The 13,534-nt window shown below is 70.4% G+C and carries 13 protein-coding genes and 1 CRISPR repeat array; of the genes, 3 read left to right on the top strand and 10 right to left on the bottom strand.

What is annotated here, in order from left to right; genetic code table 11:
* Nucleotides 1-76: 76 nt before the first annotated feature.
* The 3 genes from B5D66_RS16235 to B5D66_RS16225 form a co-directional block, all read right to left on the bottom strand.
* Nucleotides 77-493 carry a TIGR03668 family PPOX class F420-dependent oxidoreductase gene (locus B5D66_RS16235; protein WP_078762608.1) on the bottom strand — a complete coding sequence of 139 codons (417 nt, stop codon included), beginning with the start codon at nucleotides 491-493 and terminating at the stop codon, nucleotides 77-79.
* A 159-nt stretch (nucleotides 494-652) separates the two neighbouring features.
* Entirely contained in the window at nucleotides 653-1,420 is a 768-nt protein-coding gene (locus B5D66_RS16230; RefSeq protein WP_078762607.1) for a DUF1963 domain-containing protein, read from the bottom strand.
* A gap of 253 nt (nucleotides 1,421-1,673) precedes the next feature.
* Nucleotides 1,674-2,420, bottom strand: coding sequence for an AraC family transcriptional regulator (locus B5D66_RS16225; protein ID WP_235001037.1), 747 nt, complete (start codon nucleotides 2,418-2,420; stop codon nucleotides 1,674-1,676).
* A 52-nt stretch (nucleotides 2,421-2,472) separates the two neighbouring features.
* On the opposite strand from B5D66_RS16225, the gene B5D66_RS16220 reads away from it, so the two are divergent.
* Both B5D66_RS16220 and B5D66_RS16215 read left to right on the top strand, forming a co-directional pair.
* Entirely contained in the window at nucleotides 2,473-3,666 is a 1,194-nt protein-coding gene (locus B5D66_RS16220) for an MFS transporter (protein WP_078762815.1), read from the top strand.
* A gap of 717 nt (nucleotides 3,667-4,383) precedes the next feature.
* Nucleotides 4,384-4,944, top strand: a complete 561-nt coding sequence (locus tag B5D66_RS16215; RefSeq protein ID WP_078762605.1) for an NUDIX hydrolase — start codon at nucleotides 4,384-4,386, stop codon at nucleotides 4,942-4,944.
* 378 nt (nucleotides 4,945-5,322) lie between these two features.
* On the opposite strand, the gene B5D66_RS16210 is transcribed toward B5D66_RS16215, so the two are convergent.
* The 3 genes from B5D66_RS16210 to B5D66_RS16200 all read right to left on the bottom strand — a co-directional run bounded on the left by B5D66_RS16210 (nucleotide 5,323) and on the right by B5D66_RS16200 (nucleotide 9,303).
* Nucleotides 5,323-6,177: a VanZ family protein gene (locus B5D66_RS16210; RefSeq protein ID WP_078762604.1), complete on the bottom strand. Its 855-nt coding sequence runs from the start codon at nucleotides 6,175-6,177 to the stop codon at nucleotides 5,323-5,325.
* 836 nt (nucleotides 6,178-7,013) lie between these two features.
* Nucleotides 7,014-8,474 carry an outer membrane protein assembly factor BamB family protein gene (locus B5D66_RS16205; protein ID WP_159457279.1) on the bottom strand — a complete coding sequence of 487 codons (1,461 nt, stop codon included), beginning with the start codon at nucleotides 8,472-8,474 and terminating at the stop codon, nucleotides 7,014-7,016.
* Between the two features lie 241 nt (nucleotides 8,475-8,715).
* Nucleotides 8,716-9,303: an HD domain-containing protein gene (locus B5D66_RS16200; protein ID WP_078762602.1), complete on the bottom strand. Its 588-nt coding sequence runs from the start codon at nucleotides 9,301-9,303 to the stop codon at nucleotides 8,716-8,718.
* Nucleotides 9,304-9,535: 232 nt separating this feature from the next.
* Between B5D66_RS16200 and B5D66_RS16195 the strand changes: the two genes are divergently transcribed.
* On the top strand, nucleotides 9,536-10,219 hold the full coding sequence (locus B5D66_RS16195; RefSeq protein ID WP_078762601.1) for a response regulator: 684 nt from the start codon (nucleotides 9,536-9,538) through the stop codon (nucleotides 10,217-10,219).
* Nucleotides 10,220-10,281: 62 nt separating this feature from the next.
* Nucleotides 10,282-10,737: direct repeats of the CRISPR family, unit length 29 nt; unit sequence CGGTCCATCCCCGCGTGCGCGGGGCTTAC.
* Between the two features lie 418 nt (nucleotides 10,738-11,155).
* Here the strand turns inward: B5D66_RS16195 and B5D66_RS16190 are convergent.
* The 4 genes from B5D66_RS16190 to B5D66_RS16180 form a co-directional block, all read right to left on the bottom strand.
* Nucleotides 11,156-12,214: a methyltransferase domain-containing protein gene (locus tag B5D66_RS16190; protein WP_078762814.1), complete on the bottom strand. Its 1,059-nt coding sequence runs from the start codon at nucleotides 12,212-12,214 to the stop codon at nucleotides 11,156-11,158.
* Nucleotides 12,215-12,276: 62 nt separating this feature from the next.
* Entirely contained in the window at nucleotides 12,277-12,399 is a 123-nt protein-coding gene (locus tag B5D66_RS26345; RefSeq protein WP_268805439.1) for a hypothetical protein, read from the bottom strand.
* A gap of 590 nt (nucleotides 12,400-12,989) precedes the next feature.
* Nucleotides 12,990-13,316: a hypothetical protein gene (locus B5D66_RS16185; protein WP_078762600.1), complete on the bottom strand. Its 327-nt coding sequence runs from the start codon at nucleotides 13,314-13,316 to the stop codon at nucleotides 12,990-12,992.
* On the bottom strand, nucleotides 13,313-13,534 hold a 222-nt coding region (locus tag B5D66_RS16180), incomplete at its 5' end, for a MerR family transcriptional regulator (protein WP_394330064.1). The genes B5D66_RS16180 and B5D66_RS16185, both read right to left, overlap by 4 nt.

Genomic DNA, 13,534 nt, shown 5'->3' with positions numbered 1-13,534 from the left:
CCCGGTTTTCAGGTGTCGAGGAGATCCTGCCGCAGCGGTAGGACCTTTCTGGACGAACCGGGCTCCGGAACGTGTCTCAGGTGAACGACCATCCCGACCAGCGCAGCACGTCGACCAGGATCATCGGCCCCTCGGGAGGTATGTCACGGTATTGCCGGTATCGGGCAATCAGCCGGGATCGGGCCTCCGTCCACGGCCGGCCGTCGCGGACGACGCGCGCCCTCCCGTCCGCCCGCGCCCACCACAGCCGTTCCCAGTCCTCGTCGTACTCGTCGGCGAGGAGACACACCAGCGGGTTCTCCGCGATGTTGGCGAGCCGTTTCAGGTTGTGGCCGCTCTTCGGCTTGTGGTCGATACCGATCGCGACCGTGTCGCCGTGGACGGCGAACGTGACCGGCACGAGGTGGGGGCGTCCCCGCCCGTCGGCGGTCGCCAGGCGGGCGACCCGGCTCGCGGCGAACCGCTCCCGGGCGTCGTGCGGTGTCAGTCTCATGGTCCGAGGCTCGCACGGCGCCCCCGCCGCGCGAAGCCTCTCCGGCCGAGCACCGCTCCCCGTGGGCCACACGGCACCTGCGGCGGAGGGAGCCCTCGCCCTGGGCCGTTCCGGCGGATCGGCCCGTCCCCGCGCACATGGCCCTTCCCACGGGCCTGGTCACTCGGGCGGGTACATCTCCAGCCGCACCTTGGCCCTGTCGAACCTTCCCTCGGCCAGGTCCTCGGGACGTATCAGCCAGAAGACCGTGCCGCTGTTCGAGGATCCCTCCCTTGCCGGGCGATGGGCCTGGGCCAGCAGCCGCCACGGCGTGTCGTCACCGCCCGGATAGGGAGGAAGGCACGGATCGTCCCAGATGGGGGAGGCGTGCCCGCCCAGGGTGAGTTCGCCGGCGGAGGAGTTGTCGTAGCCGAGGTCGCCGAACTCCTCCCAGATCTGCGCGCGTTCCTCGTCCGAGTCGATGACGTCGTGGCCGGGACCCGGCAGGTTCCAGGCGACGTGCCCGTGGAGCGGGAACGGCTCGTCGAGGTAGCCGGCGTACTTCTCCTCGGGCCGCCGCTCGGCGGTCGGTGTCCCCGCCGGGACGTACACCACCCGACCCTCGATGTCCTCGGAGTCGTCCGCCCACGTCGGGTCGTCCTTGCTGGCGAAGAACAGGAGGTGGCCGTCCGTGGGCATTGGAAGGTCGAGCGCGCCGGCGGGCAGGGCCGCGCAGTCGACCGAGGCGAAGAAATGCGGGTAGCCGGACCATTCGACGTCGGCCGGGAGGGCGGGCAGACCCCCGTAGCGTCCGACGACGGGACCGTCGCTCTGCCCCTCCGGCCGCAGTTCGATCTGCGGCAGCGCGAACTGGAGCGCCCAGTCGACGGTGTGTTCGGGGATCCCCATTTCGAGGGCGGATTCGCGAAATTCCTGGCGTCTGTCCATGAGGTGAGAAGTCTGTCACATGTTCATCCCGGCCTATGAACGCCTGAATCTCGGAAGATCCACGACCCGGCCGGCCGTGGACTCCACACGGCGGAAACCGCGGGTGGGGCGGCCGGCCGTCTCCACGCGCGTGAAGACGATCCCTCTCGGTGGGGCGGGTCCGTGGACCGTGACCGGACTCCTCCGTGGCGGGTTCCGCCCCCATTCGCCCACCGGCGTTCCCCCGTCCGCCCCCGCGCCGGCCGGTCCCGCGTCAGGCGGCGGGGCGGGAGCCGGGGGTGTGGCCGAAGGCTCGGCGGAAGACGTCGATGAAGGTGCTGGCGGACGACCAGCCGCATCGGTGGGCGACGGTGGTGACGGGGGTGTCGTCGGCCAGGAGGATCAGGGCGTGGTGGAGCCTGATCTGGGTGCGCCATTGGGGATAGGTGAGGCCGAGGTCGGCGCGGAGACGGCGGGAGAGGGTGCGGGCGCTGGCGCCGATCTGCCGTCCGAGTTCGTCGAGGGAGCGGTTGTCCGCCGGGTCGGCGCGCAGGATGTCGTGCAGTTCCCGCAGCAGGGGGCTGGTGGGAACCGGCAGGTGCAGGGGCTGCTCGGGGGAGACGGTGAGCTGGTCGAGCATGACGGCGCGCAGGCGCAGGCGGGGCGGGCTGTCGTCCTCGGGGGCGCGCGTGTAGGCGACGATGAGTTCGCGCAGGAGGGGGCTGACGGCGAGGACGGCCGGTTTGTCGAGGCCGAGCGGGTTCTCCGTGACGGGCAGACCGACGAGGTGGAGGACGAGTTCGCCGTGGGCCTGATGCTGGTGGACGGTGCCGGCGGGGATCCAGATCGCGCGGGTGGCGGGGGCGACCCAGGAGCCGGCGTCGGTCGTCACCGCGATGGCGCCCCGGCTGGCGTAGGCGATCTGGTGGTCGTCATGGCGGTGCGCGTCGATCTCGCCGCCGGAGGCGAGGCGCTGGGTCCGGGTCGGCGCGACAGGCGTGTGGCGGATTTTCTGCAACACCTGGCAATCTATCGAAAGCGGGCCAGCGGGTGGGTCTTCCAGCATGGGACGGGTGCGAAGGAACATCCCGATCTCCCTGCTGGCCGTGGGGCACGCCTGCGTCGATGTCTACCAGGGCTCCGTCGCGGCGCTGATCCCGTTCTTCGTGGCCGAACGGGACTACGGCTACGCGGTGGCCTCCGGAATCGTGCTGGCCGCGTCGCTGCTGTCGTCGGTGGCCCAGCCGCTGTTCGGCGCGCTCACCGACCGATGGCCGATGCCGTGGCTACTGCCGGTCAGCACCCTGCTGGGCGGCCTGGGGATCGCGCTGAGCGGCCTGAGCGGCTCCTATGGGCTGACCTTGGTCTTCGTCGCGGTCTCCGGGATCGGGGTGGCCGCCTACCACCCGGAGTCCGCCCGCGTGGCCCGGCTGGCCAGCCGGGGCAGCCACAGCGCTATGAGCTGGTTCTCCCTCGGCGGCAACATCGGCTTCGCCCTCGCCCCGCTCCTGGTGTCGGCCGTGATCGGAAACGGCTCACTGCGCTGGACGCCGGTCCTGGTGCTGCCCGCGCTCGTCGGCGCCGCCCTGTGCGTGCCCGTGCTCCGGATGCTCGCCCGGTCTCAGGCCGGCCCGTCGAAGACGCCGGTGCCCGCGGGCGCCGACGACGTGGCCTCCTTCGTGAAGCTGTCCCTGGCGGTGGTCTTCCGCTCCATCGTCTTCACCGGCCTGAGCACCTTCATCTTCCTCTACGCCCAGCAGCGCATGCAGGGCAGCGCCACCGCGGGAACCGTCGCCCTGTTCCTGCTGTTCCTGGGGGGCGCCGTCGGCTCGCTCCTGGGCGGATCGCTGGCCAACCGCTACGACCGGGTCCGTGTCTCCCGCTGGTCCTACCTGCTCTCGATCGCCGCCGTCACCGGGGTGATCTACCTGCCTGGCCCGGCGATGTTCCTCTTCGTGGCCCTCACCTCCGCCGGCCTGTACGTCCCCTTCTCCCTCCAGGTCACCCTCGGCCAGGACTACCTGCCCTCCCGTGTCGGCACCGCCAGCGGCGTCACCCTCGGCCTCACCGTCAGCGTCGGCGGCCTCGTCAGCCCCCTGCTGGGGTACCTGGCCGACGCCACCTCCCTGCGGACGGCTCTCCTCCCCCTGATCGCCATGCCCGCCCTGAGCTGGCTGCTCTTCCGCACCCTCCCCGAACCCGCCGCCCGCCCGCCCCAGGCCGCCGCGCCGGCACGGCAGGACGGGGAGCCCCGCGCGGACCGGTGAGCGCGCCTGGCCCGCCGGGAGGGCGAGGAGGTGTCCGATCACGGAACCCGCCGTCCACCGTGGCGGGCCGACGGGGAGGGTGTGGGGGCGATGGCGCCCTTGCCTCCGTTGGATGACACCGGCACATCGACGCGGGCGCGTCGAAAGCCCGGCGGCGTTCTGGACGCCTTCCGCCCGGCCACGGCACACCGAGATCAGGAGGCTGCTCGGGGACGGCCGCCCCGGGGCCGCTTCGAGGCCGCGGCGTCGGGGAGGCAGCGTCGCACCGGCCGGTGGACGGCCGGCGTACGCGGCCCCAGAGGCCCGCTGAGGACGCCGACAAGATCGAACACGTGATCCGGGGATCGAGTGGCGGAATCGGGGAGACGCGAACGCCCAACGGTGGATCGGCGACTCCTGTGCGCGGGTTGAGGACGAAGACGGACCGGGCACCGGCGGAGACGGCCCCGGCGCGATGCTCCACGGACCGGCTTCACCCCGCGGTGGGCGCCCCTGGTCGTGACTCGAAGGAACGGCGTCCCGCCCACCCCAGGTCAGGGGGACAGCCGGCCCACCCCACACGCGCGAGGCCCCTCTGCGTGGTACACGCCCACCGGCCGGCCACCGCCTTGTAGGCTCGAACGCCATCGGTGAGCCGGCCTGCGGCTTCTCCCGTCTCCCGCCTGCGCGCGGTCGGCCATGGAGGGGGTTGCTTCCAGACCGGGGTGGAGGTGGCGGGTGGCGATCGCTGACGCGCACATTTCGGCCACGCTGGCCGCCTACCTGGAGCGGTTTCCCGAAGAGGCCGCGGGGCTCGCCGAGCCGGCGCTGTTGCTGCGGCAGGGCCGGGATTTCGCTTCGCGGTGGACCTTCCCCATGCACGTGACCGTCGGCGCGCTCCTGGTACGCGGTGAGGCCGAGATCCTTCTGGTCGAACACCGCGCATACGGGCTGCTGTTGCAGCCTGGTGGACATCTCGAACCCGCCGACACGACGCTGATCGGCGCGGCCGTCCGCGAGCTGGCGGAGGAGACCGGTGTCGACACCGACGCCGTGCTCCCCGTCTCGTACTCCCCCGCCTACATCGAGTACGGCCGGGTTCCGGCGCGGCCGGACAAGGGCGAGCCGGAGCACCATCACCTCGACATCGGGTTCGCGTTCACGACGGTCCGCGCCGAGATCGGGCGCGTCCAGGAGGCCGAGGTCACAGGTGCGGGCTGGTACTCGCTCCCGATGGCCGAACGGCTGGTCGGGCCGCGCGTCGCACGCGCCGTGGGCACGCCGGGGCGGAGCGGTTGACGGTGGGCGACCCGATGGGCATGCCGACCGCTCCGTTCCCGCGCGCAGGGGACTCGTCTGCACCGACTCGCGGTCGAAGAACAGACCGTTCGCTGAAATCCCTCCAGGGATGATCAGCGAGCGAGGGGAAGTCCGTATCTTGCCGTCCTCTTGGAACCCCGTTTCCACAGCGACCCGTTAGCGATTCATCAGTACAGATGGAAACGGATAAAGACGAGTATCCTCAGGAACCGTTCTCAAATAACTTATCGCTTCATCAGCGAGAAGCGGTTCCCCTCTCTACGGAGATAACCGAAGGACCTCTCCGCGTATGCGGGCTCGCGGCGTGTCGAGAAAGTCGCCCTCGGCGCGATTGGGCGAGCCGGGGATCAGTGTCGGTCAGACGGTGAGGTGCTCGGGTGTCTTCGCGGGGTCTTGATGGTGGTGAGAGCGACGCCGAGACCTGGCAGCGAACCGGAAGGCGGCCACGGCCATGGCCAGGCCGATGAGGTGGCCGGCGGAGTTCACGACGAAGTCGGCGAGTTCGCTGCTGCGGGTGGCCGCCATGGCCCATTGCAGGAACTCGATGGTGAAGGACAACCCTGGGCCGAAGGCCAGGCGCGCGGCCCACGAGGAGAAGGCGGCAAAGGCCACGATGCCAATGGGGATGAACAGCAGGGTGTTGACCGTCTTCTCCTGCACCAGCAGGCTGGGAGCGACGTTGTCGTCGACGCCGGCGGCGTGTTCCTCGTAGAGCTCGTCGAGCTGGGCGGCCACGTCAGGCGCGAGCTCCTCGCCCTCCGCGTCGAAGTAGGCGACTTCGCCGGTGGTGAGCGGGTACCGGTGGTAGTCGGCCGCCAGATAGTAGTCCTCTCCCTCTCGTTCGATCTCGGCCTGGACCTCCTCCAGCCGTTCCGGTGAGACGGGGATGACCCGCAGGCTCACCGTCTGGGATCTGTCTGCGGGATAAGAGATGGAGACGCCCTCGGTCGGGGCGTTGTCAGCCTTGTAGTAGGCGACGGGATTCCAGATGATCTCGCGATCGCCCTCCCCGATCTGGTCCCAGCTCAGGATGGGCGCGGCCAGGATGAGCAGGTAGACCGGTGTGGCCGCGGCCAGGATCCATTTCGCCTCACGGGGGAAGGTTCCCGGGTTGTTCCGTAGCAGGCGGGCCACCACCACCGCCGCCACCGCCAGCACCGCGAGGGTGATCCCCACCGTCAACGGTGTGGTGTAGAGCAGGACCTGCCACATGTTCGAAGACTCCTATAAAACTGCTGAACCGCCTGCCCATTCCGGCCCTGTTCCGGAAGAGCAGACGGCTTAGCCGTCATGTCTGTTTCTTCTCAGGCAGACCGATGGACCTGGATCGCCCGGCGTGTTCAGGGATACCCGGAGAAAGCAGAAGCGTTTTCCAAGCCCGCTCTGGCCGGGAAATGCGAGGAGGACTCGTCACAGAAGGCCGCATGTCTCCGGTTACCGGGAAGCAGCATTCCAGATTTCTACGCACAGTCCATCTTTTGACCAAGGTAGGCCACTGCGCGCCATATAGCAGCAGGTAAGAAAGGTGAACTAATTGCAGGTTGAAGTCACAGCGGGAAATCCGTGATACGAAGAGCCCTCCCGCGAGCCTGACGCCCGCACGCGGGCGCACCAGGACGGGAACCCCTGGCCGGATGTCCCCCTCAGCACACCTGCGTCCGGCCGAGGCACCGCACGAACGGCGGGTGGAGGGGTGGAGTGAACACCGGCGGGCGGGTACGGCCCATCCCCGCGTGGGCATGCCCCCGCCGATCGGTTCCAGCCGCCCCCTGGGCGAGGGGCGGCCGCTCGGCTGGAGACACCGTTGGGGGCTCCCCCACAGTCGGCTCCACCCCCACCGCGCTCGCTGATCCGATGGGAGCGCGAAACCGCTGGTCCACCCCGCTGCCGGCCCCGTGGCGCCGCCTCGGCCACGCGGTCCGGACCCGGCCGGCTCCGGGGAGGCGGACGGTCCTCGCCTTCCCCGGCCCGGCGGTCAGGGCTCCGTCCACCGGCCCCGCGGCGCGCGGCCCTCCGCCCCACACCCCCGCGAGGCCTCCCCGCCCGCCTCAGCCCGTCACGGGCGCGACCGTGAACTCCCCGTTCTCGCCGTACTCGACCGCGACGACACCGTTGGTGGTGGCCGGCGCCATCTCCGCCAGGGTCTCCAAGTCGGCGCCGTCGTCGAGGTCGAGCACCACCGCTCCGCCGCCGGCCTCGCCGTAGAGGGCGCCCCTCCACGCCCCCGTGGGGTCGATGTCGGCGCGTTCCGCCTCGCCCCCGAACTCCTCGACCCAGCGGAGCGCGCCCTCCTCGGTGTCCAGGGCGAAGACCACGGTGGAGCGGATCTGCGGCGCCCATCCCCAGCAGGCCAGCGTGCGTTCGCCGTCGTGGCGGCATCTGCCGTCCACCCATCCGCCCCAGTCGTTGTCCATCCGCTCCCGGATCTCGGGGTCGAAGGCGAAGCTGTACTCGATCCGCCCCGTCTCCGCGCTCACGAGCAGGACGGTTCCGAAGACCTGGGTGGGCTCCTTGCCTCCGGCGACCTGCATGTGGAGGTTCGTGTTGAGGTAGTTGAAGGCCACGACGGCGAACCGTCCCGGCCCCGCCGGGAAGAACTCCTCGCGCACGGGGGCGCCCTGCCGCTGGCTGTGGACGAAGTACCCGTAGTACTCGGCCGCGGCGTCGGCGACCTCGCCCGGTTCGGCCCCGCCCTCCTGGAACTCGGCGAGGAGGTCGAGGCGCTGGTCGGAGGCGAGGTCCTCGGCGTAGTCCTCCCAGGCGGTCCACAGCTCCTCACCGGTGGCCGCGTCCACGGCCCGCATCCAGGTGGAGCGGTCGAAGTGGCTGACCGTCCCGATGACGGTCGACCCCATGACCAGGCGTGGCTCGGACTCGTCGCTCCAGGTCACCTCGCCGCCGGCGAGGTCAAGGGCGAGCGTCGTGCCCGCGTTGAGGATGACGCTGTCACCGCTGACCCCGACGACGCGGGGCGTGTACTCCTCGTACTCCTCGTGGTCGTGCACGGCGTGCCACAGCAGGTCGCCGCTGTCGGCGTCGGCCGCGATGACCTCCACCTTCGACGAGGCCCGCGTGGTCCCGGACGCGGTGGTGTGGGTGCGGAAGGCCCCGAAGACGACGGGACCGTCGTCCGTCTCGACGAGCACCGCGCTGTGGCCCGGGTTCTCGGCGTCGAACGTCTCCTCGGTGCTCAGCGTCCACAGGGACTCGTCCCGGATGGTGTCGTGCGCGATGAGCCTGTCGCCGGAGGTGTAGTAGGCGACGCCACCGCGCAACGCCACGGGGAGCCGTTCGGCCCCCTCCCCCAGGAAGTCGCGCTGGAGCGTCACGGAGGCGTCGGTGTCGAACCGGGTCGCCGGGACGATCGGCTCGGCGGGAGGCTGCGCGGCGCCGCTCTCCGAAGGCTTCGGGGAGGGAGCGTCCTCCGCCGGCGTGGAACACCCGCCCACGGCCAGCAGGGCCGCCAGGGACAGCGCGGTCGCGAGGGGACGTCGGTGTTCGGGGCTCATGCTGACTCCGGCCGTCATTGCGAGGGGCACGAGAGATCCTAGAGCGGCCTCGGATCTACCACACGTCCGAATCGGAAAGAAGGCCACTTGTGGCCGTGGAGCCTCCGTTTCGCGGGGACGGCAACGCTTCCTCCCCGGCGCGGAGATGCCCGGTGGCGCGGGCGGGGCAGGGCCACGGCCGTCCGGAAAACCGGGCGGCGGCCGCGCGGGACTCCGCGGGACCTGGGCGGCGGCCCCGTCCCTACAACGGCGGCCTCCCCTTCCGCGCGCGGTGCATCCAGTCGAGAGGCCCGCGGGCCAACGCGAGGTCCGCCAGGCGCTTGGCCGATTCCGTCGTCAGCGACGCCAGCGAGGTGTCGATCCACGCCCGGGTATGCCTGTTGCCCTGTTCCCGGTACTCCACGGCCTGGAGCAGGCATTCCAGCTTGTCGGCGTCACGGGCGCACACCGCCTCGACGGACTCCCGCCCCTCGTACTCGGCGACCGCATCGGCGATCACGCCGGCCAGTTCCCCGGGCAGGCCGGCGACCTGGTCGCCGGTCACCTCGCCGTTCGGCACCGCCTTCAGGTAGCGCTTGCCCAGGTGGGGGATGTCGGTGGTCCGGGTCTCCTGCGTGTCGTGGAACAGCGCGAGGAACGCGGCGCGCTGCGGGTCCGCGCCCTCCGACGAGGCGATGACCGCCGCGATGATCGCGGTGCGGTGGGAATGGTCGGCGACGCTCTCGGGGTCGGAGACGCCGGCGATGACCCAACCGGTGCGGGGGAGCCGCTTCAGCAGTCCCATCTCGTAGAGGAAGTCCACGGTACGGGCGTCCTGGTCGTCGGCCATACGATCCCCTCTCGGCGCCGGCGGGTGGTCCGTAGAGCGTAGAACACCTCCCCCGGATCCACGGCGGGACCAGGGCGGAGGATTCCGGCGCCGCGCCTGGCCGCGCGGGCCGCGGCGCCCCGCTGGAGACGGCCCGGTGAGCGGCGGACGCCCGGCACGGATGCCCGCCGTCTTCCACTCACTGTCTGTGAAAAACTAGGGGTCCCCCCCGTCCGCCGCCGGAGGACCTGCTATGAGCACGCCCCCCACCCGTCGCTACGAACCCATCAGGGTCCTGGTCGTCGACGATCACGCCCTGTTCCGGCGCGGTCTGGTGTCGGTCCTCGAAGTGGAGCCGGACATCGACGTGGTCGGCGAGGCCGGTGACGGCGAAGAGGCCGTCCGGCAGGCCGGCGACCTGTCGCCCGATGTCGTGCTCATGGACATCCGCATGCCGCGCAGCAGCGGGATCGACGCCTGCGCCGGGGTGAAGGCGATCGCCCCGATGGCGAAGATCCTCATGCTGACGGTCAGCGACGAGGAGGAGGACCTGTTCGAGGCGATCAAGGCGGGGGCCACCGGTTACCTGTTGAAGGAGATCCCGGTCGACGAGGTGCCGGCGGCGGTGCGCGCGGTCTCCGACGGCCAGTCGTTCATCAACCCGTCGATGGCGGCGAAGCTGATCGGGGAGTTCGCCGCGCTGGCGAAGAAGGGCTCCTCACGCTCCCCGGCGGAGTCCGCGCCGAGGTTGACCGAGCGCGAGACGGAGGTCCTGCGCCTGGTGGCGCGCGGGCTGAAGAACCGGGACATCGGCCAGCGCCTCTACATCTCCGAGAACACCGTCAAGAACCACGTCCGCAACATCCTCGACAAGCTCCAGCTGCACACGCGGATGGAGGCCGCCCTGTACGCCCAGAAGGCCGGACTCGGGGACTAGCCCGGTTCGTCCCGGCTTGCGCGGGCTCACCCCTTCCCCGAGAAGGACCGGCTACTGCCGACCGGCCCATCCCCGCGTGCGCGGGGCTTACCACAGGCCGCGCTCGGGGATGCCGAGCTGTTCCGGTCCATCCCCGCGTGCGCGGGGCTTACTCCTCCTGCTCCGCCTCGGCGGCGGCCAGCTCCGGTCCATCCCCGCGTGCGCGGGGCTTACACGTCGAAAAGCCGTGTGATAGTCGCGCCGGACGGTCCATCCCCGCGTGCGCGGGGCTTACACGAGCAGGTCGTTTTGCCGCAACTCCAACCTCGGTCCATCCCCGCGTGCGCGGGGCTTACCACTGTGCGCCGCCGTGGTCTACGCGCAGGCTCGGTCCATCCCCGCGTGCGCGGGGCTTACGTCGCCGCGCGTAGCGCGGTATCCCCCACTGGCGGTCCATCCCCGCGTGCGCGGGGCTTACGCCGTACCTGCGGTGTGGTCGCTGAGTACTGCCGGTCCATCCCCGCGTGCGCGGGGCTTACAGAAGATGACCTGCGGCTTTGCGGGCCGTTATCTCCGCTTTACCAAATCCGGAAGCCCACCGGAGTGGGCGGCGACAGCCATTCTGCCGGAGAACCGCCCTCTCACATGACACGTTCCCCTCGAACGTTCCACGCGCCCTTCCGCACGCCCCGTCTGTCCCGCCGCGCAGCGGTCCGGCCACTCCCGGATCCGCTCCTACGCACCCCGGCACGCGGCCCTCGGTGATCGATGCTGCGGCCCTGATCCAGGGCCGCTATCTGGATTACGAGCTCCGACGACTCTCGATAGCGGTCCCGCTGGTGGGCGCCTGGACTTCTCATCCCCCACCCCGTCGTGGTTTCCAGCGCCGGGCAGGTTGCGGGGCCATAAGGGCGAGCGGGCCGGGTCACCATACAGAAGGGGATGTCCCGTCCCGTGCTAGGCAACCGGGTGCGCCGGGTCGTCCAGCCACACGATTTGCCGGTCCGGGGTGACAGTGAGGCCGAACCTGGTGTGGTCGGGCTTCCCCGCCTCCTTCCACCACTGGTAGGCGCGAGCCAGTTCGTCGAAGAGGCTACGAGGGCCATGCTGCTTCACCACGTACTCGTGAGGACCCGGCTGGATGCGCCATGAAGCCCACGACCCGGACCCGGGGTCCATGAGATAGACGGTGTAACGCTGGGAAGCGGGGTCGTCCCGGTCATAGACCAGGGTCGATGTCATCCCTGGGACCAGGGCACCGATCGCGAATGAGGCGGAGAAGTCCCCGACGGGCTCGTAGGGGTGGAGATCGGTGACCGTCTCGGCGTAGTCGTGCTCGGGGCTCACCCGGTCTTCCACCGCGCCGTGCGGGGGGCGCTGGCCGCGGACCCACATGAATCCGGTGTCGCCTTCGAAGTGGCCCGATGCGGTCCCGTCGCCGTTGACGTACAGGCGGAGCAGGGCGCCGCTGTGGAAGGCGGTTCCCCAGGGGGTGACCACCTTCCCTCCGGGGGCGGCCTGCTCGATCCACGGGTAGGGGACCTTGTAGACCGACGCCGTGGACAGGATCCGGTCGTAGGGGGCGCCCGGCGGGTACCCCTGGGTCCCGTCTGCGGCCACGGTCTCCACCGGCCATCCGGCATTCTTCAACGCTTCGCGGGCCTGCTCGGCCAAGTCGGCGTCGATTTCGACCGTGGTCGTGTTGTCGATCCCCACACGGCAGGCGATCAGGGCGGCGTTGAATCCGGTCCCGGTGCCGATTTCCAGTACCCGGTGCCCGAAGCGCAGCTCTGCCGCTTCCAGCATGAGCGCGACGACGCTGGGCATGGACGCTGACGACGTCACGTAGCCGCGCCCACTGCCATCGCCGTCGTCGAGCTGCACAGCGATGGGCTCGTCGCTGTAGCAAGCCTCCAACCACCGCTCCGGTGAGTCGGCTCTGCGCAGCGGGACGGGACGGCCTTCCTCACGAACCCAGACCGTGTCCGGGATGAACAGGTGCCGGGGGACAGCCATGAACGCGGCCCGCCACGCCGGGGGAATCTTCCGGGCCAAGCGGGCCTGAAGCTCATCAGGACTCACTTGTCGTTTTCGTCCCTCTCGTGCTTCCCGCCGCTACTTCCTCCGCCGTCGGGGGTCGGCGGAGGAATCGGCTTGTCCTTCTGGCCATCCCAGCGGGACGGGTCGTCGTGCTTGCTCACTGCGGCACCTCCGGGGCCAGGGGGAACGACCGGACGTGTTCACCGGTCCCCGGCCTTGGAACCTCGGAAACGAGAACAGGGTGACCGAATGCGGCACGTCGGTGACTCTACGAACACGGACCATCGGGAAGAACGCCACTCCCTTGCCTCTGCCCGGTGAGGGGGTTCGTTGCGTTCTGGGGCTGCTGGTCTGAGGCGGACAAGATCAGCACACGGCGCGGGAGGCAGGTCACTGCGTTCCCTGGCGCTTGCAGCATGTGCACGCATCACCGTTGTGGTCGATGTCCTGTCCGTTGCGGATGCCGCATGTCTCGGAGTCGGTGCGTTCCATGGGCGGACTCCATTCGCTGCTCGGAATGGGCGGACCGATGCCTGAAGCCGGCTCCGTGACGGACAGAGGGTGGTCCGGGACGGTCCCTCTACCGTCCCGGACCGGGGAACACCCCTCATCGGTTCCCCGGGGTCCCGCGCGCCGGGCTCTGAGGACGACGCGCGGGAGCTCGGGCCGCCCGCCCCGCGCCCGAGACGGACGGCCGGCCGGCCAACGCCGGGGTTTCCGGTGAGCAGGACGCTCACCCCGACGCGGCCGCCTATGCGGAGGCGGGACGCCCCCACGAGACCGGGCCGGCTGGTCTGACCGCTCTGACCTGGGTCCAGGTGGTGTTGGTCGTGTCGGCGCCGGCCAGGTGATCGCGCCCGGGCAGAACCATGGAACGCGGGGAAGATTCCTCCCGTGTCGGGATGAGACCGCGCGCGGCGAGCCTCATCCACATCTCCTCGGGAGTGGCCGCGATGAGCAGTTCATGACCGACCAGAGCGAGATAGCCGCGTGAGGTTTCCCCGTGCCACACCAGCACGCCGCTTCGGCGGGACAGATCACGCGCGACGGCGTGGCCGGGAAGGCAGGGCCGCCTCATCCCTGGTCTCCTTCCAGGAGTGCGCGGATCTGGTCGGCGGGAATCCGCCAATGACCCCCCAACGTCCGCTGTCCGCGCAACCGTCCTTCTTGTAGCCATCGGCCGACGGTGCTGGGGGCCACCCGGCACAGATCGGCGACCTCGATCGTGGTCAACAACTCCGGCCACCCCACGGCGGGTGTCTGCGCGATGGGAAGGTGACGCCCGTTCACCCGGAC

The sequence above is a fragment of the Marinactinospora thermotolerans DSM 45154 genome, assembly GCF_900167435.1.
Taxonomy (GTDB): Bacteria; Actinomycetota; Actinomycetes; order Streptosporangiales; family Streptosporangiaceae; genus Marinactinospora; species Marinactinospora thermotolerans.
The sequence above is the reverse complement of the archived record's forward strand: the minus strand, read 5'-3'. Positions and strand labels throughout refer to the sequence as shown.